Source organism: Stenotrophomonas sp. GD04145, assembly GCF_029835135.1.
GTDB lineage: Bacteria > Pseudomonadota > Gammaproteobacteria > Xanthomonadales > Xanthomonadaceae > Stenotrophomonas > Stenotrophomonas maltophilia_P.
The window spans coordinates 1-20,967 of record NZ_JAODZG010000012.1; the positions used below are offsets into that span (position 1 = coordinate 1).

Annotated in this window: 16 protein-coding genes and 1 riboswitch; of the genes, 9 read left to right on the plus strand and 7 right to left on the minus strand. The window is 66.9% G+C overall.

Annotated features, from left to right (window positions below):
* Positions 1–55 precede the first annotated feature (55 nt).
* The 3 genes from N7367_RS08700 to N7367_RS08710 are packed head-to-tail and all read right to left on the minus strand — an operon-like array spanning position 56 to position 3,383.
* Positions 56–1,123, minus strand: coding sequence for a homoserine dehydrogenase (locus N7367_RS08700; RefSeq protein ID WP_128990781.1), 1,068 nt, complete (start codon positions 1,121–1,123; stop codon positions 56–58).
* Entirely contained in the window at positions 1,120–2,355 is a 1,236-nt protein-coding gene (locus N7367_RS08705; protein WP_279942204.1) for an O-succinylhomoserine (thiol)-lyase, read from the minus strand. Before N7367_RS08705 ends, N7367_RS08700 begins: the two co-directional genes overlap by 4 nt.
* On the minus strand, positions 2,352–3,383 hold the full coding sequence (locus tag N7367_RS08710) for a homoserine O-succinyltransferase (RefSeq protein ID WP_053519886.1): 1,032 nt from the start codon (positions 3,381–3,383) through the stop codon (positions 2,352–2,354). Before N7367_RS08710 ends, N7367_RS08705 begins: the two co-directional genes overlap by 4 nt.
* Positions 3,384–3,460: 77 nt before the next feature.
* Positions 3,461–3,579, minus strand: a riboswitch (SAM riboswitch).
* Positions 3,580–3,714: 135 nt separating this feature from the next.
* Here N7367_RS08710 and N7367_RS08715 point away from each other — a divergent pair.
* The 4 genes from N7367_RS08715 (at position 3,715) to N7367_RS08730 (ending at position 9,081) form a co-directional block, all read left to right on the plus strand.
* Entirely contained in the window at positions 3,715–4,599 is an 885-nt protein-coding gene (locus N7367_RS08715; protein WP_053519887.1) for a M23 family metallopeptidase, read from the plus strand.
* Between the two features lie 66 nt (positions 4,600–4,665).
* Positions 4,666–6,270 (plus strand): peptide chain release factor 3, encoded by a 1,605-nt coding sequence (locus N7367_RS08720; protein ID WP_065174802.1) that lies wholly within the window; start codon positions 4,666–4,668, stop codon positions 6,268–6,270.
* Between the two features lie 113 nt (positions 6,271–6,383).
* Entirely contained in the window at positions 6,384–7,022 is a 639-nt protein-coding gene (locus N7367_RS08725; protein WP_053519889.1) for a hemolysin III family protein, read from the plus strand.
* Positions 7,023–7,107: 85 nt separating this feature from the next.
* Positions 7,108–9,081 (plus strand): AsmA family protein, encoded by a 1,974-nt coding sequence (locus N7367_RS08730; RefSeq protein ID WP_128990773.1) that lies wholly within the window; start codon positions 7,108–7,110, stop codon positions 9,079–9,081.
* A 302-nt stretch (positions 9,082–9,383) separates the two neighbouring features.
* On the opposite strand, the gene N7367_RS08735 is transcribed toward N7367_RS08730, so the two are convergent.
* From N7367_RS08735 to mtgA, 3 genes are read right to left on the minus strand one after another with little or no spacing between them, the layout of a single operon-like run.
* Positions 9,384–9,815: a CBS domain-containing protein gene (locus N7367_RS08735; protein WP_053520201.1), complete on the minus strand. Its 432-nt coding sequence runs from the start codon at positions 9,813–9,815 to the stop codon at positions 9,384–9,386.
* On the minus strand, positions 9,775–10,794 hold the full coding sequence (locus tag N7367_RS08740) for a glycosyltransferase family 2 protein (protein WP_279942205.1): 1,020 nt from the start codon (positions 10,792–10,794) through the stop codon (positions 9,775–9,777). Before N7367_RS08740 ends, N7367_RS08735 begins: the two co-directional genes overlap by 41 nt.
* 45 nt (positions 10,795–10,839) lie before the next feature.
* Positions 10,840–11,589 (minus strand): monofunctional biosynthetic peptidoglycan transglycosylase, encoded by a 750-nt coding sequence (gene mtgA, locus N7367_RS08745; RefSeq protein ID WP_053520199.1) that lies wholly within the window; start codon positions 11,587–11,589, stop codon positions 10,840–10,842.
* A 77-nt stretch (positions 11,590–11,666) separates the two neighbouring features.
* Between mtgA and N7367_RS08750 the strand changes: the two genes are divergently transcribed.
* The 3 genes from N7367_RS08750 (at position 11,667) to N7367_RS08760 (ending at position 16,656) form a co-directional block, all read left to right on the plus strand.
* Positions 11,667–12,560, plus strand: a complete 894-nt coding sequence (locus N7367_RS08750; protein WP_180876610.1) for an Hsp33 family molecular chaperone HslO — start codon at positions 11,667–11,669, stop codon at positions 12,558–12,560.
* 117 nt (positions 12,561–12,677) lie between these two features.
* Positions 12,678–13,526: a hypothetical protein gene (locus N7367_RS08755; protein WP_128990771.1), complete on the plus strand. Its 849-nt coding sequence runs from the start codon at positions 12,678–12,680 to the stop codon at positions 13,524–13,526.
* Between the two features lie 385 nt (positions 13,527–13,911).
* Positions 13,912–16,656, plus strand: a complete 2,745-nt coding sequence (locus tag N7367_RS08760) for a TonB-dependent receptor (RefSeq protein WP_065174797.1) — start codon at positions 13,912–13,914, stop codon at positions 16,654–16,656.
* 139 nt (positions 16,657–16,795) lie between these two features.
* On the opposite strand, the gene N7367_RS08765 is transcribed toward N7367_RS08760, so the two are convergent.
* Positions 16,796–17,398 (minus strand): TetR/AcrR family transcriptional regulator, encoded by a 603-nt coding sequence (locus tag N7367_RS08765; RefSeq protein ID WP_079222832.1) that lies wholly within the window; start codon positions 17,396–17,398, stop codon positions 16,796–16,798.
* Between the two features lie 141 nt (positions 17,399–17,539).
* On the opposite strand from N7367_RS08765, the gene N7367_RS08770 reads away from it, so the two are divergent.
* Both N7367_RS08770 and N7367_RS08775 read left to right on the plus strand, forming a co-directional pair.
* Positions 17,540–18,457, plus strand: a complete 918-nt coding sequence (locus tag N7367_RS08770; RefSeq protein WP_065174796.1) for an alpha/beta hydrolase — start codon at positions 17,540–17,542, stop codon at positions 18,455–18,457.
* The gene (locus N7367_RS08775) at positions 18,454–20,931 is read left to right on the plus strand and encodes an acyl-CoA dehydrogenase (protein ID WP_065174795.1); all 2,478 of its coding nucleotides are present in this window, start codon (positions 18,454–18,456) and stop codon (positions 20,929–20,931) included. Before N7367_RS08770 ends, N7367_RS08775 begins: the two co-directional genes overlap by 4 nt.
* The last annotated feature ends 36 nt before the right edge of the window (positions 20,932–20,967 follow it).

The window sequence follows — 20,967 nt, forward strand, 5'->3', positions numbered from 1 at the left end:
GCGCAGCGGTGCGGATAACACCGGGCCATGCCCGGCGGGCGCAGCGGGACCCTGCTCATCCCACGATGCGCAGCACGTCATCCAGCAATGCGGCAGCAGTGACTTCCGCGCCCGCTCCCGGCCCCTGGATCAGCAACGGCTGGGTGCGATAGCGGTCGCTGTGGATGGCGACGCGGTTGTCGGTGCCCGCCCCCTGCGCCAGTGGATGATCGGCCGGCAGTTCACGCAGCCCCACCTGTGCGCCGTCAGCGTCGACCCGGCCGACGAAGCGCAGAACACGGCCGCTGTCCGTCGCCTGCTGCCAGCGCGCCCGCAGCGGTGCGTCCAGCTGCTCCAGTTCGGCCAATGCGTCGTCCAGCGGCAGCGCAGCCAACGCCGAAGGCACCAGTGAATCCACGTGCACCTGTGCGGCATCCAGCGCCAGTCCGCTGCTGCGCGCCAGAATCAGCAGCTTGCGCCGCACATCCTCGCCGGACAGATCCAGGCGCGGATCCGGTTCGGTGTAACCCGCGGCCAGCGCCTCGCGCACTGCAGCCGAGAACGGCGAACGGCCGTCATAGCGATGGAACAACCAGGCCAGGGAACCGGACAACACCCCCTCGATCGCGTGGATGTGATCCCCCCCGGCCACCAGCGCGCGCAGGCTGCTCAACAGCGGCAGTCCCGCCCCCACGGTGGCACTGTCGCCGTACCGGGCGCCGCTGTCGGCGCAGCTCTCGGCGATGGCCTTCGCGCGTGACAGCTGCCCGCCCCGGCCCAGCTTGTTGGCCGTCACTACATGCACCCCGCGCGCCAGCCACTGCGCATGGCGGGCGGCCACGTCTTCGCTGGCGGTGGCATCAACCACCACATCGCCACGCTCCAGCCCTTCGGCACCGGCCCACGGTGGCACGCTCTGGCCGCCACGCGGTGCGCGCCGCGCCAGTTCGAGCGGCAGGGCCAGATCGCGGTCAATGGCCAGCGCAGTACGCGAGTTGGCCAGCCACTGCACGCTGGGCAGTTCCAGGCCGCGCGCCTGCAGGGCCTGGTAGCGCTGCACGAACGCAGAGCCCACCGTCCCGGTGCCCAGCAGTGCCAGGCGACCGCCGCCCAGCGCCGGAATCTCGGCAGCCAGCGCGCTCATGCGTCCACCACCTGTTTGCGACGTGCGGCAGCGTCGATCACCGCTTCGGCGCGGGCCAGCGCCGCACCCAGATCGGCCAGCAGGTCGCGCTCGGCCTCGATGCCGACCGACAGGCGCAGCAGCCCTTCGCTGATGCCGGCGGCAGCACGCGCCTCAACGCTCATCGCTGCGTGGGTCATGGTCGCCGGATGCGCGACCAGGCTTTCCACGCCGCCCAGCGATTCGGCCAGGGTGAAGCAGCGCAGTCCATCGACAAACACGCGCACGGCAGCGTGCGGATCCTCGCCGGCGCAGTCGGCCAGCTCGAACGACAGCATCGCGCCGAAGCCGCTCTGCTGGCGTGCGGCGATGGCATGACCGGGATGGTCGGCCAGGCCGGGGTAATACACCCGGGCCACGGCGGGGTGCGCGTCCAGCAGCGCGACGATCGAGGCCGTGTTCTCCTGGTGCACACGCAGGCGTGCATCCAGCGTGCGCAGGCCGCGCAGAGTCAGGAAAGCATCGAAGGGAGAGCCGGTCAGCCCGAGTGCGTTGCCCCACCACACCAGCTGTTCGTGCAGCGCGGGATCACGTGCGATCACCGCACCGCCGACGACATCGCTGTGGCCGTTGATGTACTTGGTGGTCGAATGCAGCACCAGGTCGGCACCGAAGGAGAGCGGCTGCTGCAGCGCCGGCGACAGGAACGTATTGTCGACCGCCACCAGCGCCCCGGCCTTGTGCGCCGCCTCGATGACGAAGCGCAGGTCGGTGATGCGCAGCAGCGGGTTGGACGGGGTTTCCACCAGCACCAGCCGTGGCTGGGTGGCCAGGGCCTGCGCCAGCGTGCGCGGGTCGGTGAGGTCGGCGGTGACCAGTTCGAAATGCCCCTTCTTCGCCAGCGCGTTGAACAGGCGCCAGCTGCCGCCGTAGGCATCGTGCGGTACCACCAGCGTGTCGCCCGGCTGCAGCAGGGCATTCAGCACCAGGTTGATGGCGCCCATGCCGGTAGCGGTGACCACGCCACCGGCTCCGCCTTCCAGTTCGGCCAGTGCTTCGCCCAGCAGGTCGCGCGTCGGGTTGCCACTGCGCGTGTAGTCGTACTGGCGCTTGTTGCCGAAGCCTTCGAAGCTGAAGTTCGACGACAGCACGATCGGTGGAGTGACCGCGCCATGGGCGGTGTCACGATCGATGCCGGCGCGGACGGCGGCAGTGGTGCGACAACAGGACGGCTCGGCGGCGTGCAGGCTCATGCGGACTCTCCAGAAGTGCGGAAGGCGGTAGCGAGGATCGCGTCGATGCGATCGGTTTCTTTGAGGAAGGCGTCGTGGCCGTATGGGGAGCGCAGCACGCGCAGGCTGCCGCGCGGACCCAGCCCCTCGACCAGGCCGACCAGGTCGGCCAACGGCACCAGCCGATCGCCTTCCACGGCCACCACCACGGTTGGCGGCAGGATGGCGGTGGGATCCACGCGATGCAGGTCGATCGATTCGGACAGGCGCAGGTAGGCGGTCACCGGGGTGCGCGCGACGTACTGCGCGCCCGCCGCGTCGAGGTAGTCCTCGGCGGCCACACGGACGCGGCCGTTGACCACCTCGGGCGGAGCGTCGAAGCGCTCGCCGAACTCTTCCGGCGTGCGGTAGCTGAGCATCGCGAACTGCCTGGCCAGTGCCAGGCCATGGTCTTCACCGCATTGCAGCTGTCCCAGGGCGACCGCCCGGCGCTGCAACGCACGCCACGCCGCGGCATAGGGGTGCGGACGGTGCGCACCACTGGCCAGCACCAGCTGGCGCACGCGGGCGCGATGGCGGACAGCGAACTGCTGCCCCACCAGGGCGCCATAGGAGTAGCCGACAAACGCCTTCAGTGTGCGGATGCCCAGGTGATCCAGCAGCAGGGCCAGTGCGTCGGCCTGGTCGGCCGTGTCGATCGGCACGTCCAGCGCGCCATCCGCACCGATGAAGTCGAACGCCAGAACGCGCAGCTGCTGCGGATCGAGCGTGCGGCCACTGCCAACCAGTTCCTCGGCCCAGCCCTTCTCGGCGAACTGCGCGTTGGACGCCACATGGCGATGGGCGGAGATGCCGCCAGCCAGTACCACCACCGGTGCATCGACCGGTCCCACCCATTCGTAGCGAACGCGTACCGGGCACGCGCCGGCGTGGCGCATCGACAGCACCGCGGCGAACTCGCCGCGCTCGGCGTGCACGCGGTCTTCGACCGGCACGCTGACGGGGACAAAGGGTTCGGGGCGAAGCGTGGTGCTGGGGGCGAAGCTCATGGCGGGATCCGTTAGGGGAATCGGCCATCGAGCCTTCGCGGGGCTCGCGTTCGAGATGCACCTGCGGTGCATGGTTCGAACCATCTTCCGGTGGACGCCACGGTCCCCGCAGGATTTGGCACCTACGCCGGCACTTGCGCGCCTGCGGGCTGCCCCGGCTTCAAAGGGCCTGTCCCTCTGCCGGTCTCGATGGTGGAGCCACGATGCCATCGCTTTCCGCCCATGTCAATCCCTTCATGCGGATAAAGCGATGAATGCCCGGAGCGATCGCTGCGGCCCACCTTTCGCGGATCAGGTACAGTCGCGGCGGTCCCCCTGTCCGGAACGCCCGATGCCGCGCCTGCCCTTGTCCTGCCTGCTGCTGCCGCTGCTGGTCAGCACCACCGCCGGAGCTGCCGACTGGCGGCAGGGCTGGGGCCTGGTGCCCTCACCGGCCCCCGCCCCCGGCACGCAGGGCATTGGCCAGGCGGTCCCCATGGCGCAGCTGCGGCTGCAGCAGGTGGGCGAATACTGGCAGGCCCGGATCGACAACACCCTGGCCGGCCCATTACAGGTTGAACTGCGCGCTGGACCCGGGCGCCCCATCGAGGGCCTGCCGGTACGGTCGCTGGTGCAGGGCGACAGCAGCTTCGTGGTCGGTCACCTGCCCTCGCCCGTGGGCGGCAGCACGCTCGACGTACGTCTGCAGTCGGTACCGGGTCGTCCCGACGCCCGCGCCGAAGACGTGGCCTACCGCCTGCCGTTCGACGCCGCACGCCTGCGCGTGGACCAGGCGCCGCAGGGCCGGTTCAGCCACGATGACGAGGAGAACCGCGACGCCGTGGACTTCGCCCTGCCCGAGGCGACGCTGGTGCTGGCCGCGCGCGAGGGAACCGTGATGCAGATCCAGGACGGCTTCCGTGGCAACGGCCAGGACCGCGAGCGCGACGGCGGCAGGGCGAATTTCATCCGTGTCCTGCACAGCGACGGCAGCATGGCGCTGTACGGCCATCTGCAGGCAGGCGGCATGCGCGTGCGTCGTGGCCAGGCCGTGCAGGCCGGACAGCCGATCGGCCTGTCCGGCAACAGCGGCTACAGCAGCGCCCCGCACCTGCATTTCGTGGTGCAGGTCAACCGCGGCATGGCGCTACGCTCGGTACCCGTGCGCATCTTCGCCTCCCAGGGACAGCTGCAGTTCGCCCGCCAGGGTGATGCCGAGGGCGCGGCCGGGCGCTGACCGGCCACGGCCGGTATAATCAGGCGCTTATCTCTTTGAAAAGCGCCCCGGGCGGGCGCCACTGCCATGTCCGAAGTCGCCACCGAAGCGTCGCGTCGCCGCACCTTCGCCATCATCTCCCATCCTGACGCCGGCAAGACCACGCTGACCGAAAAGCTGCTGCTGTTCGGAGGCGCGATCCAGATGGCCGGTTCGGTCAAGGGCCGCAAGGCGGCCCGCCATGCCACCTCCGACTGGATGGCGCTGGAGAAGGAACGCGGCATCTCCGTCACCTCCTCGGTGATGCAGTTCCCGTACGAAGGCAAGATCGTCAACCTGCTCGACACCCCCGGCCACGCCGACTTCGGCGAGGACACCTACCGCGTGCTGACCGCGGTGGACTCGGCACTGATGGTGATCGACGTGGCCAAGGGCGTGGAAGAGCGCACCATCAAGCTGATGGAAGTGTGCCGCCTGCGCGACACCCCGATCATGACCTTCATCAACAAGCTCGACCGCGAGGGCAAGGATCCGATCGAACTGCTGGATGAAGTGGAAACCGTGCTGGGCATCCAGTGCGCGCCCGTCACCTGGCCGATCGGCATGGGCCAGCGCCTGAAGGGCGTGGTCCACCTGCTGACCGGCGAGGTGCACCTGTACGAACCGGGTCGCAACTTCACCCGCCAGGATTCGACCATCTTCCCGTCGATCGACGCTCCCGGCCTGGCCGAGAAGATCGGCGCACAGATGCTGGCCGACCTGCGCGATGAACTGGAGCTGGTGCAGGGCGCCAGCCATCCGTTCGACCTGCAGGCCTATCGCGAGGGCAAGCAGACGCCGGTGTTCTTCGGTTCGGGCGTGAACAACTTCGGCGTGCAGCCCCTGCTGGACTTCTTCGTCGAGCACGCGCCATCGCCGCAGGCACGCGCCACCACCGGCCGCGAGATCGCCCCGGAAGAGAGCAAGCTGACCGGCTTCGTGTTCAAGATCCAGGCCAACATGGACCCGCAGCACCGCGACCGCGTCGCCTTCATGCGGGTGTGCTCGGGCCGCTTCAGCGCGGGCATGAAGACCTTCCACGTGCGCACCGGCAAGGAGATGAAGCTGGCCAACGCCCTGACCTTCATGGCCAGCGACCGTGAAATCGCCGCCGAGGCCTGGCCGGGCGATGTGATCGGCATCCACAACCACGGCACCATTTCCATCGGCGATACCTTCACCGAAGGCGAGGCCGTCACCTTCACCGGCATCCCCAACTTCGCCCCGGAGCTGTTCCGCCGTGCGCGCCTGCGCGATCCGCTCAAGCTCAAGCAGCTGCAGAAGGGCCTGGCCCAGCTCTCCGAAGAGGGCGCGACCCAGTTCTTCCGGCCGCTGACCAGCAACGATCTGATCCTGGGTGCGGTGGGCGTGCTGCAGTTCGACGTGGCCGCTTACCGCCTGAAGGACGAGTACGGCGTGGAAGCCACCTTCGAGCCGGTCAGCGTCACCACGGCGCGCTGGATCCACTGCAGCAACGAGAAGAAGCTGGAAGAGTTCCGCGAGAAGAACGCACTGAACCTGGCGCTCGACGCCGCCGGCCATCTGGTCTATCTCGCGCCGACCCGGGTCAACCTGCAGCTGGCGCAGGAGCGCGCGCCCGACGTGCGCTTTGCCGCCACCCGCGAGGCCGCGCACACCCTAACCGCTGGCTGAATCCGGCCAGTCAGGACATCGGACTTCCGTGTGGAGGCGGGCGTGCATGCGCCCGCCATCGCGGCGATGATAGGGGGGCGCGGGTCCCCCTCCCCGCGAATGATGCCTACGCCATGTCCTCGACTTCCGTTGCTTCGATCCGCGAAGAAATCGCCAGTGCGCTGACCCACGGTCTCGGCGCCGTACTGGCGCTCGGTGCGGGTGCCGTGCTGATCACCCTGGCCGCCATCTACGGCGATGGCTGGCAACTGGCAGGTGCGATCGTGTTCGGCATCGCGCTGCTGCTGCTGTACACCGCCTCCACCCTCTACCACGCCATCCAGCATCCGGTTGCCAAGGGCAGGCTGAAGGTCTTCGACCACTGCGCGATCTATGTACTGATCGCCGGTACCTATACGCCGTTCACGCTGATCGGCCTGCGTGGCCCGTGGGGCTGGGGTCTGTTCGCCGCGATCTGGACGCTGGCCCTGGCCGGCGTGGTGTTCAAGCTGTTCTATACCGGCCGCTTCAAGCGCCTGTCCACCGCCATCTACGTGGCCATGGGCTGGCTGGTGATCGTCGCGGTCAAGCCCATGCTGGCCTCCATCGATGGCTGGACGCTGGGCTGGCTGCTGGCCGGAGGTATCTCCTACACGCTGGGAACCTACTTCTATCACCGCGAATCGATCCCCTATTCGCATGCGATCTGGCACCTGTTCGTGATCGGCGGCAGTGTCTGCCACTTCGTCGCGGTGACCATGCAGGTGCTGTAGATATCCGTGCCACACGCGTTCCTGTGCACACCGCGCACATGAACGCTTCGCGCTGCGTCCACCCGCGCAGGGCAACCATGGCAGCGTGAATGCGACTGCCTCCCCTGCTCCGCCGCGTCCGTCGCGCTGGCGCTTCCGCCGCCCTGGCCCGCGAGGCCAGCGCTGGCTGGCGGTGCTGGTGTTCCTGCTGGCGGCCATCCTGGTATTGATCGCGCTCTGGGACTGGAACTGGTTCAAGGGGCCGGTCGAGCGGGCGGTACAGGCGCGGACCGGCCGCGTGCTGCAGATCGGCCACCTGGATGTCGACCTCGGCCGTACCAGCACGATCCGCGCCGACACCGTCACGTTCGCCAATGCGTCATGGGCGAAGCAGCCGAACATGGCCAGTGCCGACCGGGTCGAAATCGACCTGCGGGTGTGGCCCCTGCTGCGGGGCAGCGTGCAGCTCCCCGAGATCCGCCTGACCCGTCCCGACGTGCTGCTGGAAACCGCCCCACGCAAGGGCGAGCCGGGCAACTGGGATTTCCTGGGTGACAGCCGCGGCGGCGCCACGCCCCAGCTCAAGCGGCTGCGTATCGATGACGGCCGCCTGCAGTTCATCGACGCGGCGGGTCGCACCGACATCCATGTCAATGTGCGTAGTGGCCGGCCCAGGCAGGCGGATGCCGCGCCGCCCCTGCTGGTGCAGGGCAAGGGCCGTTGGCAGGGCAATCCTTTCACCCTTCGCGGCGGCACCGAATCTCCGCTGGAACTGACCGACAGCGATCATCCCTTCCGCATCCATCTTGATGGGCGTGCAGGTGCCACCCATGCCGTCGCCCGTGGCACCCTGACCAATCCCTTCCAGCTGCAGGTGCTCGACCTCGCTTTCGCGCTCAGTGGCCAGGATCTGGCCGACCTGTATCCCCTGCTGGGCATCGCCATTCCGCCTTCGCCGCCTTATGCCCTGGAGGGGCGCCTGAAGCGCGACCATAACGTGTGGCGCTACGAGCAGTTCACCGGCAAGGTCGGCGACAGCGATCTCGGCGGCAATGTGAAGTTCGAAACAGGTGGTGCGCGCCCGCGCCTGACGGCCACGCTGGAGTCCCGCCGGCTGGACTTCGACGACCTGGCCGGCTTTGTCGGCGCCCCTCCCAGAACCGGTGGCGGCGAGACCGCCAACGCCGAGCAGAAGGCCGAGGCCGCACGCGTGGCGGCGCGTACCAGGGTGCTGCCGGACACGCCGTACAATCTCGGCAAGCTGCGCGCGATGGATGCCGATGTGCGCTGGAAGGCACATCGCATCAACGCACCATCGCTGCCGCTTGACGATATGGATGCGCATCTGCTGCTGGACGATGGCGTGCTGCGGCTGGACCCGCTGAACTTCGGTGTGGCCGGTGGTGACATCCGCAGCACGATCCGCATGGATGCGCGGCAGCCGCAGATCGCCACCGCGCTCAAGGCCAGCGTGCGCGGCGTGCAGCTGGGACAACTGTTCCCGGATGCGAAGCTGGCCGAGCAGGCCAAGGGCGGCATCGGTGGCGAAATCGACCTCAGCGGCCGCGGCAACTCGATCGCCGCCATGCTGGGCAGCAGCAATGGCGATGTGGGCCTGGCAATGGGACGTGGCCACGTCGGCAATCTGGTGATGGAACTGGCCGGGCTGGACATCACCGAGGCAGTCAAGTTCCTGGTGACCGGCGACAAGCAGATTCCGCTGCGCTGCGCCTTTGCCGACTTCGGCGTACGCGAGGGATTGATGACCAGCCGCACGTTCGCCGTCGATACCACCGACACGCTGATTCTCGGCGAAGGCACCGTCAGCCTGCGCGATGAGTCGCTGGACCTGCTGCTGAAGCCACGGCCGAAGGACCGCAGCATCCTCGTGCTGCGCTCGCCGCTGCACATCGCCGGAACGTTCAAGGATCCTTCGTTCCGCCCGGACTTCAAGGCGCTCGGCGTCCGCGGTGCGGTCGCCCTGGCACTGGGAAGCATCGCGCCACCGGCCGCACTGCTGGCCACGATCGAACTGGGCCCCGGCAAGGACGCCGACTGCGGCGGGCAGTACGCGAAGTAGTAGCGTTTGTTGGATCGCGAATTGAGGGGCACGCGCGGAACGACAAAGTGTTGCCAACCCAGATTGGCCGCTACCCACCGCGCTCGCCGCAATGTATCCAGAAGCGGAGGGCATGGCCGTGCAGGACCGTTGGCGCCATGGATGGCGCCATCGAGCCCCATGGATGGGTTTACGGCGTGTCCTGCACGGCCATGCCCTCCGCCTTCCGGCCCATCAGCAAGGCGCCGCTTTTGCTTTGGCTTTGGCTTCGGCTTCGGCTCCGAACAGCGGGCCGGCGGGCCGGCGGGCCCGCCAGCGAAAACTCATCCCGCCACGATGTACTGCTGCAGCTGGTCCAGCTCGCGGCGCTGTGCATCGATCACCGACTTCACCAGATCGCCGATGGAAATCACGCCCAGCACTTGTCCCCCCTCCACCACCGGCAGATGGCGGATACGGTAATCGGTGACCAGCTGCAGGCAATGTTCGACCTGTTCGCCGGGCGCCACCGTCACCACCTTCGCAGTCATGATCTCGGCTACCGCCGTATCGCGTGAGGAACGATCGCGCAGGACGATCTTGCGGGCGTAATCACGTTCGGACAGGATGCCGACCAGTCGCGGCCCTTCCATCACCAGCACCGCACCAATGCCCTTTTCGGCCATCAGCCGGATCGCATCGATCACCGCCGCGCCGGGCGCGACCGCATGCACTTCAGGGGACTTGCCGTCCAACAGTTGCCGTACCGACGTCATCTGCCTGCCCTCCCAGGGTGGGTTGCACGACGGAGTCTGCCACGGACGATGCTAGCCAGGCGTCAACCAGGTACAGGGGACGCTGCTTGGACTCCTCATACAGGCGCCCCAGGTACTCGCCGATCAGGCCCAGCGCGATCAGCTGCACACCGCCCAGGAACAGGATCACCGCCATCATCGTCGGCCAGCCCGCCACGCGGTCGCCGTACATCGCGGCCTTCACGATCACCCAGACACCGAACACGAAGGCCACCGCCGCAGTGGCCAGGCCCAGATAGGTGGCCGCGCGCAGCGGCACGGTGGAGAAACCGGTGATGCCTTCCAGCGCGAAGTTCCACAGCCGCCACAGGCTGAACTTGCTGCTGCCGGCCACCCGCGGGTGGCGCTGGTACGGCACCGCCACCCGGCGGAAGCCAACCCAGCTGAAAAGCCCCTTCATGAAACGGTGACGCTCACGCATTTCACGCAACGCGCTCAGCGCGCGTGGCGACAGCAGGCGGAAGTCCCCGGTATCGGCGGGAATCGGCGTGCGCGACAGGCGGCCGATCACCCGATAGAACATCGCCGCGGTCGCACGCTTGACCCAGCTCTCGCCCGCGCGCGCGCGGCGCGTGCCATAGACGTTGTCATAGCCCTCGCGCCACCGCTCCACGAACTGCGGCAGCAGCTCCGGTGGATCCTGGCCGTCGGCATCGAGAATCATCGCCGCACCCTCGCGGACGAGATCCAGCCCGGCGGTCAGCGCGGCCTCCTTGCCGAAATTGCGCGACAGCTTCAGCGCCGACACGCGTGGCTCGGACTGCGCCAGCGTGGCGATCACCTCCCAGGTTCCGTCCTGGCTGCCGTCGTCCACGTAAAGGATGTGGCCATCGATGTCCGGCATCGCATCCAGTACCGCGCACAGGCGCGGGTGCAGTACCGGCAGCGCCAGAGCTTCGTTGCAGGCGGCAATGACGACGGTGAGGCGTTCACGGATCATGCCCGGATTGTACGTCGCCAGTTCGCAGCGGCGCAGACGCCCGCCTCAGTCCTCGGCCAGGTACGCAGCGCCGCCCAGCTGCCGGGCCTGGCGCTGGATCCACGCGGCGCGACGCTGTACGTAGGGACCGGGCGAGGCCGCGCTGTAGCGCCGCGGTGCCGGCAACACGGCCGCCAACCGTGCGCTCTCGGCCGGGCTGAGGCGCGCGGCGTCCTTGCCCCAGAAGGTCTTCGCCGCCGCCTGCGCACCGTACACGCCGTCACCGAACTCGGCGATGTTGGCGTACATCTCCAGGATCCGCTGCTTGGGCCACAGCGTTTCGATCAGCACCGTGTACCAGACCTCCAGGCCCTTGCGGATCCAGCTGCGGCCCTGCCAGAGGAACAGGTTCTTGGCCACCTGCTGGCTGATGGTGCTGGCCCCGCGCAGCCGACCGCCCCGCGCGTTGTGGTCACGCGCCTTCTCGATGGCCTGCAGATCGAACCCACTGTGTTCGGGGAAGCGCTGGTCCTCGGCCGCCACCAGCGAGATCGGCAGGCTCGGCGCCATCTGGTCCAGATCCCGCCACTGGTAGTGCAGCCGGTAGGCCCAGTCGCCCGCCCCCAGCGCCTCCCCGTAGCGCCACAGCATCACGCTGGAAATGGGCGGATCCACGAAGCGCAGCACCAGCACCTGCAGGCAGCTGAAGGCCACGAACAGCACCGGCAGCCACAGCAGCCGCTTCCAGTGCCAACGCCGGCGGCGCGGAACGTCCCCGGCCACCTTCACCTTGTCCTGCTCTCCCCCTGCCCCCATTAGTGGTGCATCCTTCTTCTGCCTGGCTGTCGGCACATTATCCGGCAACCACCCCTGTTTCCGCGCGATGTGAGCCGATGACCGCCCAACCTGATTCCCTGATCCGCTTCCTGCTTCCCGACGCGGGTGTCCGCGGCGTACACGTGCGCCTGCAGGCCACCTGGCAGGAAATCCTGTCCCATGCCCATTACCCGGACGCCGCAGCCGAGCTGCTCGGCGAAGCCTGCGTGGCCTCGGCGCTGTTCACCGGCCACACCAAGGTCGACGGCCGCCTGTCCATCCAGCTGCGCAGCAGCACCACGCTGCGCACGCTGTTCGCCGAATGCACCGCCGCCGGCACCCTGCGCGGCATCGCCCAGCTCAGCGAGGGCGCCGACGCGCCGCGCGACCTGTCCAGCCTGGGCGATGACGCCCTCCTCGCCATCACCATCGAGAACCCCGGGCTGGACCCGCGCGAACCGCAGCGCTACCAGAGCCTGGTCGGGCTCAGCGCCGCGGAACTGGACGAGGCCTTCGAGGACTACTTCCGGCAGTCCGAGCAGTTGCCGACGCGACTGCTGCTGGCCGCCGACCGCACGGGGGCCAGCGGCCTTCTGCTGCAGAAACTACCTGGCGACGAGGGCGACGAAGATGGCTGGTCACGCGCCAGTGCCCTGTTCGAGACCCTGGGCAGGGCCGAACTGCTCGCTACTCCCGCCGAGCAGCTGCTGCACCGCTTGTTCCATGAGGAGAACCCGGAGCTGATGGGCAGCAAGCCACTGTCCTTTGCCTGCTCCTGCTCGCGCGAGCGGGTTGCCTCGATGCTGCAGTCGCTGGGCGAGGAAGAGGCGCGGGCGGCGGCCGAAGCCACCGGCGAGGTCGAAGTCCGCTGCGAATTCTGCGGACGGGAGTATCACTTCCCGTTGACGGAGTTCGGCATACTGTTCCACGGTGCCGAGGGGGCTGTTCCGGCACCTGAACGCCTTCAGTAAGCGGCCGGTCTTGCACCTGGGGAGGATCAAGGCTTGTTAAGAAATCATAAACACCCTAGGATCGAGTCCCCGCCCCTGCGGGAACTTCCGTTGTCTGTCCCTGTCTGAACTGGTCCGATGCGTACCTATCTGCGTCTACCGCTGGCCCTGCTGATCGCCCTTGGCGCGGTCGCGGGCGCGCATGCGCAGAGCAAGGACACCCGCACGGTGCTGCCGGTGTGGAACAAGGGCAGCGGCAAGGTCGAAGCCCTGCTCTACCTGGAACCCACCGGTGAGCAGGCCGCCGGCGCCCGCTGGCATTTCGGCCGCAATTCGCTGGACGCAGCCTTTGGCCTGTCGTCGGGCGACTCGCTGGGCCTGCTCTGCAGCAACAGCAGCAGTACCAGCATCAGCGGTCTGGCCAGCCACTGCATGCTGGCCAGCCTGGGCGACGACGATGACCTCAGCAGCCGCCGCTTCACCGGCACGGCTGCCCTGAACCGGGGCAGCAGCCGCCTGGGCATCACCGCCGGTACCGGTCGCGAAACACTGCCCGCCTGGCTGGCCGGCCCGAACAAGACGCCGTCGCTGCGTGCCGAGCAGAACGACCTGACCGTGTTCGCGCAGAAGAACATCGGCCGCGAAGGATTCGTATCCATTGCCGGCACCTACGCCAAGGCACGCCTGGTTCCGCTGGCCGATGCCTCGCCGGCGCTGGTCGATCGCTGGGACAGCAAGAGCCTCAGCCTCGGCGCCGGTTACGGCAACTTCACCGGCAGCATCATCGGTCGCGTGGTCGACGTACCCGGCCGTCCCGGCAAGTGGGAAGGTCTGGGCATCGGCCTGACCTGGCGGACGCCGTGGTCCGGCCAGCTCACCGTCGGCGCCGAGAACGTGATCAGCCGCGGCAAGAACCCCTTCTCGCCACGCAACGAGAGCAACGACGACGGCACCGTGCCGTATGTGCGTTACGAGCAGGATCTCTGACCGCTCACACCTCCCTCATGCAGTGACATCGCGGGCGCCGGAAGGCGCCCGTTGCGTTTGCGTGCACCGCCTTCCTTTTGCGCCCCCTCCGGCGCTGTCGCAATGTGTGCGTTTCTCGCCGCCGCGACATGTTTCGATACATATCAATGGAAACTTTTTTCATCATTTTTTTTTAACAAACGAGGCGCCATGCCACAAACCCTACTGCAAGCCATTGAAAAGTATTGACATTCCATCAATTTACACAAATCACAGCTTTGATTAACACAGCTTTAATTCTTTGCAGGCGCCCGCTACTATCGGCTCAGCCTCGCGATTTGGAAGCGCACTTTCGCTTCCCCGCCGGGCATAACCCCAGCCAAGATTTCTTGGAGAGAGAGAGCCAATGAATTTCCAGTCCAACAAGCTGCGTGACGCTGTTGTCGTCGCGCTGATCGCGGGTGCGGCCACGTCCGTAACCGCCCAGGCGCAGGAAGCGACCAACCTGGATCGCATTTCGGTGACCGGTTCGCGCATCAAGAGCACCGACATCGAAACCTCGCAGCCGGTCCTGAGCCTGACCCGCGCCGACATCGAAAAGCAGGGTGTGACCTCGGTTGCCGATATCCTGCAGCGCGTCGCCGCCAACGGTGCCGCACTGAACCGCACCTTCAACAACGGTGGTGACGGTTCGGCCGGCGTCAGCCTGCGCAACCTCGGCGCCGAGCGCACCCTGGTGCTGGTCAACGGCCGTCGCTGGACCACCGGTCTGGACGGCAGCGTCGACCTGAACACCATCCCGACCGCGATGATCGAGCGCATCGACGTCCTGAAGGACGGCGCTTCGACCATCTACGGTTCGGATGCCATCGCCGGCGTGGTGAACATCATCACCAAGCAGAACTTCGACGGCGCCGAGGCAAACTTCTACAAGGGCCAGTACAGCCAGGGCGACGGCGATCGTGAAGCCTATGACTTCACCATCGGCACCACCACCGACCGTGCGTCGCTGGTGCTGGGTGCGTCCTACGTGAACGAGAAGGAGGTCATGGCCGGCAATCGCAAGATCTCCGCTGGCGGCCCGCCGTTCTTCAGCGGCCAGAGCGGCACCGGCATCCCGGGCTCCTACGTCCGCAATGATCAGCGCTACGTCATCATCAATGGCGTGGAAACCCCGTTCGTCAGCAACGTGCACGGCTACAACACCGCGCCGGACAACTACCTGCTGACCCCGAACGAGCGCACCTCGCTGTTCGCTGTGGGTTCGTACAACATCACGGACAACATCTCCTTCCGCACCGAGGCGATGTACAACGAGCGCAAGTCCGAGCAGCTGCTGGCGGCCATGCCGGTGACGGGCATGACGCTCAGCGCGGACAGCATGTACAACCCGTACGGCCAGGACCTGACCGGCGTGAACCGTCGTTTCAATGAAACCGGCGGCCGTTCGTTCAACCAGAACGTCAAGAACTGGCACTTCTACGGTGGCTTTGAAGGCTTCTTCGAGTTCGCCGACCGCAACTTCGACTGGGATGTCGGCTACCGCTACGACAAGACCGACCAGAACGACCTGACCTACGGCCTGTTCAACATCCAGCGTCTGGATGAGGCGTATGGTCCGTCGGCGCTCCGCGATGGCCAGGCTGTCTGTCTGACCGCAGGCGGAGCCGTCATTCCGGGCTGCGCACCGATCAATCCGCTGGGTGGCGAAGGTTCGATCTCGCAGGCGGCACTCGACTACACCTCGTTCACCGCGCACGATTCGGCCAGCCTGGTGTCGAAGAGCTACTACGCCAACATCTCCGGTGAGATCGTGCAGCTGCCGGCCGGTGCGCTGGGCTTCGCTGCCGGTTATGAGAACCGCAGGGAAAGCGGCCAGTTCGACCCCGACGCCTTCATCGCAGCGGGCCTGAGCACCGGCAACGGCGCTGCGCCGACCAAGGGTGCTTACGACCTGGACGAGTTCTACCTGGAACTGTCGATCCCGGTCCTGGCCGATCTGCCGGGCGCCCAGCTGCTGGACTTCAGCGTGGCGACCCGTTACTCGGACTACAGCAACTTCGGTAACACCACCAACAACAAGTTCGGTTTCCGCTGGAAGCCGATCGAAGACCTGATGGTGCGTGGTAACTATTCCGAAGGCTTCCGCGCTCCGAGCATCAACAACCTGTACCGCGGCGACACCGATTCGTTCGAGACCTACGCCGACCCGTGTGCCCGGGCCAACAACCCGACCGGCGCAGTGCTGGCGCAGTGTATCGCCCAGGGCGTTCCGGCGAACTTCGTCCAGCCGAACACCGATGGCGAGTCTGGCCCGCTGCAGACCGTCGAGCCGTTCACCTGGAAGTCGAACCCGGATCTGAAGCCGGAAACCTCGACCAGCAAGACGCTGGGCCTGGTGTGGAGCCCGAGCTTCGTCTCCGGCCTGAACGTGACCCTGGACTGGTGGCAGATCAAGATCGAAGACGCCATCACCCGTCCGGCGATCGGCGACATCATGGATCGTTGCTACGGTGGTACCGCGCAGCAGCAGGCAGCCTACTGCGGTCTGATCACGCGTGACCCGAACTACGGCACCATCAACGAGCGCTACACCATCACCAACGTCGACATGCCGCTGATGAACCTGGCGTCGTACAAGGTGGAGGGCTGGGATCTGGGCGTGCTGTACAAGCTGCCGGAAACCTCGTTCGGCCAGTTCACCGTCAGCCTGGACGGCACCTACCTGAGCAAGTGGGAGACCAAGTCGACCGAAGATGCTCCGGTTGATGGCCGTCAGGGCCGCTATCTGGACCAGGATCCGTACTGGCGCGTCCGTTCCAACCTGTACGTCGACTGGTCCTACGGTGACTTCGGTGTCAACTACGGCCTGCGCTACAAGTCGGGCATGACCGAAGACTGCCTGCTGGGCGCATCCACCCGTGCCTACTGCTCGGATCCGGAAGGTCGCAAGAACCACATTGGTGCCACCACGTACCACGACATCCAGGTGCGCTACAACACCCCGTGGAAGGGCACCATCATGCTGGGCCTGAACAACGCGTGGGACAAGGATCCGCCGGTCTCGTACACGGTGTCCTACAACATGTTCGACCCGCAGTACGACCTGCCGGGCCGCTACATGTACATGCAGTACAAGCAGAAGTTCTGATCGGTTGATCGATCGATGACTGCAGCAACGGCCCCGCAAGGGGCCGTTGTTCTTTCTGCACTGCCGGCGCGTACCACCCTGCACCGGCAACAAAAAAGCCGCGATCAGGTCGCGGCTTTTTCGTGGGCAACGGAAACCGTCAGCCGTTCGGAATGAGCGTCTCGATCAGGTGTTCGACATAGGCCTCGAAATCCTCCCGCGCCTGCTTCGGCTGCTGCAGCTGCAGCGACAGCTGCAGGAAGCCCACATAGGCCGCATAGGCCAGGCGCGCACGATGGCGTGCGTCGGTGGAGCTCAGGCCTGCCTGGCGGAACGAGGCGACCAGGTAATCGAGGCGACGCTGCGAAACGCGGTCGATCACCGGCCGCACCATCGGATGGTCCAGCGCCTTCAGCAGTTCGCTGTAGATGATGTGCGGCTGCACTTCGTGCGCCACCATCTGGAACAGCTGACGCAGGCGCGCGCGCGGATCCGGCACGTCTTCCAGGCTGCCGAACACCTGCTCCTGCTCGAACAGCTCCCACCGCTCCAACGCCGCCTGCAGCAGGGCGTCGCGCGAGGGGAAATGCCAGTAGAAGCTGCCCTTGGTGACGCCGAGGCGCCGCGCCAGCGGTTCCACCGCGACGGCACCCACGCCTTGTTCAGCAATCAGATCGAGGGCCGCCTGGGCCCAGTCTTCGGCGCTCAGGCGGCTGTTGCGGCCGGCGCGCGGTTCGCCGGCAGAAGCGTCAGGTTGATTCATGGAGTGATTTAACCATACGGCGGGGTTCGTTGCAGTACGCGGATGCAGCCGAAGGGCTCCGCTGTGCAGACCGGCCACCTGACGCGCCGCACCATACCATGCAGTATTGACATCCCCCGCAACCGATCCATACTAGCAAGTATGGTTACTTCCCCCACACCCGTTGCGTTCCACGACCTGCGTCTGGAAGCCGCGCACGGCACACGGCTGGCCGCCACGGCCAGCGATCACGGCCGCCGCGGCCGGGTGCTGTTCGCCCACGGTTTCGGGCAGACCCGGCATGCCTGGAACGCCACGGCCCGCGCGCTGTCTGCTGCCGGCCTGCAGACGCTGGCCTACGACGCCCGCGGTCACGGCGATTCGGACTGGAATGCCGCCGACCTGCCCTATCACGGCGAGCAGTTTGCCGACGACCTGATCGTGCTGGCCGGCGAACAGCCGCGCCCGCCGGTGCTGGTCGCCGCCTCGATGGGCGGCCTGTTCGGCCTGCTGGCCGAATCGCGCTGGCCGGGCCTGTTCTCGGCGATGGTGCTGGTGGACATCACCCCGCGCTGGGATACCGCGGGCGTGGAGCGCATCCTCGCCTTCATGACCGCCCATCCCGATGGCTTCGCCTCGCTGGCCCAGGCCGCCGACGTGATTTCCGCCTACATGCCGCACCGGCCTCGCAAATCCGAGCAGTCGCTGCGCGCGCTGCTGCGCGAGGATGGTCACGGCCGCTGGCGCTGGCACTGGGATCCGCGCCTGGTCGCCGAGCTGGCCCGCGACAGCGAGCAGCACCAGGATGCGCTGGCCGATGCCGCGCGCCAGGTGAAGTGCCCGATGCTGCTGGTCAGTGGGGGTCGCAGTGACCTGGTCACGCCGCAGACCGTGGCCGAATTCCTGGCGCTGGCCCCGCACGCGCGCCACGTGCAGTTGCCGCAGGCCACGCACATGGTCGCCGGCGACGACAACGACGCCTTTACCGCTACTGTGTTGGACTATCTGGACGTGTTGCCTGCGGTGGACGCCGCAGCTTCGTCCGTCACAAACGAGCACGTCACCGGAGCACGCTCATGAGCATCGTTCTTCCCTTCCTTGCCCTGCTGCTGGCAGGTGCATTCGCCGCCTACCACCGCATGCGGCTGGTCACCTGGACGCTGATCAGCGCCGCGCTGCTGGTCGCCTGCTGGTTCATCCCCTACGTCAACCAGACCGCCACGATCGTCGCCGCCGCCGTGCTGGCCGTGATCGCCGTACCGCTGCTGCTGCCGTTCATCCGCAAGCCGCTGCTGACCGGTCCGATGATGAAGGTGTTCCGCAAGGTGCTGCCGCCGCTGTCGCAGACCGAGCGCATCGCACTGGAAACCGGCTCGGTCGGTTTCGAGGGCGAGCTGTTCACCGGCGATCCGGACTGGAACATCCTGCTCAACTATCCCAAGCCGCAGTTGACCGCCGAGGAGCAGGCCTTCCTCGACGGCCCGGTGGAAGAGCTGTGCCGGATGGTCAACGACTGGGAGATCACCCACGTCCACGCCGACCTGCCGCCGGAGCTGTGGGCCTTCATCAAGAAGAACAAGTTCTTCGGCATGATCATCCCGAAGGAATACGGCGGCCTGGGCTTCTCTGCGCTGGCCCACCACAAGGTGATCCAGAAGCTGGCCTCGGTATCCTCGGTGGTCAGCTCGACCGTCGGCGTGCCGAACTCGCTGGGTCCGGGCGAACTGCTGGTGCATTACGGCACCCAGGAGCAGAAGGACCAGTACCTGCCGCGTCTGGCCGACGGTCGTGAAGTGCCCTGCTTCGGCCTGACCGGCCCGTTTGCCGGCTCCGATGCCACCTCGATTCCCGACTACGGCATCGTCTGCCGGGGCGAATGGAATGGCGAGCAGGTGCTGGGCGTCAGGCTGACGTTCGACAAGCGTTACATCACCCTGGCTCCGGTCGCATCGCTGATCGGTCTGGCCTTCCGCATGTACGACCCGGATGGCCTGATCGGCGAGACCCGCGACATCGGCATCACCCTGGGCCTGCTGCCGCGCGATACCGCCGGCGTCGAGATCGGCCGCCGCCACTTCCCGCTGAACTCGACCTTCCAGAACGGCCCGATTCGCGGCAAGGACGTGTTCATCCCGCTGACCCAGCTCATCGGCGGCGCTGCCATGGCCGGCAAGGGCTGGAACATGCTCAACGAATGCCTGGCCGTGGGCCGTTCGATCACGCTGCCGTCCACCGCCAGCGGTGGCGCCAAGGCCGGCGCTGCGGTGACCGGCGCCTACGCGCGCATCCGCAAGCAGTTCGGCCTGTCGGTCGGCCGCTTTGAAGGCGTGGAGGAAGCACTGGCCCGTATCGGCGGCAAGGCCTACAAGATCAGCGCGCTGTCGCAGGCCACGGCTGCCGCCGTCGACCGCGGCGACGTGCCATCGGTACCGTCGGCGATCGCCAAGTACCACTGCACCAGCATGAGCCGCGAGGTGATCTCGGACGTGATGGATGTCATCGGCGGCAAGGGCATCATCCTCGGCCCGCGCAACTTCGCCGGCCGCAGCTGGCAGGCTGCGCCGATCGCGATCACTGTGGAAGGCGCCAACATCATGACCCGCAGCCTGCTGATCTTCGGCCAGGGTGCGATTCTCTGCCACCCGTGGGTGCTGAAGGAGATGAAGGCTGCACAGGATCCGGATACCCGTGCCGGCCTGCAGGAATTCGACCGCAGCCTGTTCGGCCACATCCGCTACGGCATTTCCAACGCCGTGCGCTCGTTCTGGTTCGGCCTGACCGGCGCCCGCTTCGGTGCCGCCCCGGGCGATGCCTACACCCGCCGTTACTTCCGCAAGCTGGACCGCTATTCGGCCAATCTGGCGCTGATGGCCGACATCTCGATGATGACGCTCGGCGGCAAGCTGAAGTTCAAGGAATCGCTCTCCGGCCGCCTGGGCGATGTGCTGAGCCACATCTACATGACCAGCGCCATGCTCAAGCGCTACCACGATGAGGGCGCACCGCAGGCCGACCAGCCGCTGCTGGCGTGGGCCTTCCATGACAGCGTGCACAAGATCGAAGAATCGCTGTCGGCCGCCCTGCGCAACTTCCCGATCCGTCCGATCGGCTGGCTGATGTGGGCACTGATCTTCCCGCTGGGCCGCCGCGCCGAAGCACCGGGTGATCGCCTGAGCCGTCGCGTCGCCGCTCTGCTGATGGCGCCGAACGAAGCGCGCGACCGCCTGGCACAGGGTGTGTTCCTGACCCCGTGCGAGAACAACCCGGGCGGCCGCATCAACAGCTATCTGGCCAAGGCCATCATGGCCGAGCCGGTGGAGCGCAAGTTCCTGAAGGCGCTGAAGAGCAAGGGCATCGAGGCGCTGGACTTCCAGAGCCAGCTGGACGAAGCCGTGGCCGAAGGTGTGATCACCCAGGACGAGCGCACGCTGCTGGAAGAGCTGCGCACGCTGACCCTGGACACCATCACCGTGGACGACTTCGACACCCACGAACTGCGCGCGGCCAGCTACTACGACCGCCAGCACAAGGACCCGCACTCGCAGGCCGCCTGATCGCCCGCGACACGCGTTGCCTCGACGGCGGGCCTC

Coding starts and splice junctions, on each gene's coding strand:
- N7367_RS08725 (WP_053519889.1), top strand. CDS start 6,384: ATGTCCTCGACTTCCGTTGCTTCGATCCGCGAAGAAATCGCCAGTGCG.
- N7367_RS08775 (WP_065174795.1), top strand. CDS start 18,454: ATGAGCATCGTTCTTCCCTTCCTTGCCCTGCTGCTGGCAGGTGCATTC.
- N7367_RS08715 (WP_053519887.1), top strand. CDS start 3,715: ATGCCGCGCCTGCCCTTGTCCTGCCTGCTGCTGCCGCTGCTGGTCAGC.
- N7367_RS08760 (WP_065174797.1), top strand. CDS start 13,912: ATGAATTTCCAGTCCAACAAGCTGCGTGACGCTGTTGTCGTCGCGCTG.
- mtgA (WP_053520199.1), bottom strand. CDS start 11,589: ATGGGGGCAGGGGGAGAGCAGGACAAGGTGAAGGTGGCCGGGGACGTT.
- N7367_RS08740 (WP_279942205.1), bottom strand. CDS start 10,794: ATGATCCGTGAACGCCTCACCGTCGTCATTGCCGCCTGCAACGAAGCT.
- N7367_RS08755 (WP_128990771.1), top strand. CDS start 12,678: ATGCGTACCTATCTGCGTCTACCGCTGGCCCTGCTGATCGCCCTTGGC.
- N7367_RS08750 (WP_180876610.1), top strand. CDS start 11,667: ATGACCGCCCAACCTGATTCCCTGATCCGCTTCCTGCTTCCCGACGCG.
- N7367_RS08700 (WP_128990781.1), bottom strand. CDS start 1,123: ATGAGCGCGCTGGCTGCCGAGATTCCGGCGCTGGGCGGCGGTCGCCTG.
- N7367_RS08770 (WP_065174796.1), top strand. CDS start 17,540: ATGGTTACTTCCCCCACACCCGTTGCGTTCCACGACCTGCGTCTGGAA.
- N7367_RS08705 (WP_279942204.1), bottom strand. CDS start 2,355: ATGAGCCTGCACGCCGCCGAGCCGTCCTGTTGTCGCACCACTGCCGCC.
- N7367_RS08735 (WP_053520201.1), bottom strand. CDS start 9,815: ATGACGTCGGTACGGCAACTGTTGGACGGCAAGTCCCCTGAAGTGCAT.
- N7367_RS08710 (WP_053519886.1), bottom strand. CDS start 3,383: ATGAGCTTCGCCCCCAGCACCACGCTTCGCCCCGAACCCTTTGTCCCC.
- N7367_RS08720 (WP_065174802.1), top strand. CDS start 4,666: ATGTCCGAAGTCGCCACCGAAGCGTCGCGTCGCCGCACCTTCGCCATC.
- N7367_RS08765 (WP_079222832.1), bottom strand. CDS start 17,398: ATGAATCAACCTGACGCTTCTGCCGGCGAACCGCGCGCCGGCCGCAAC.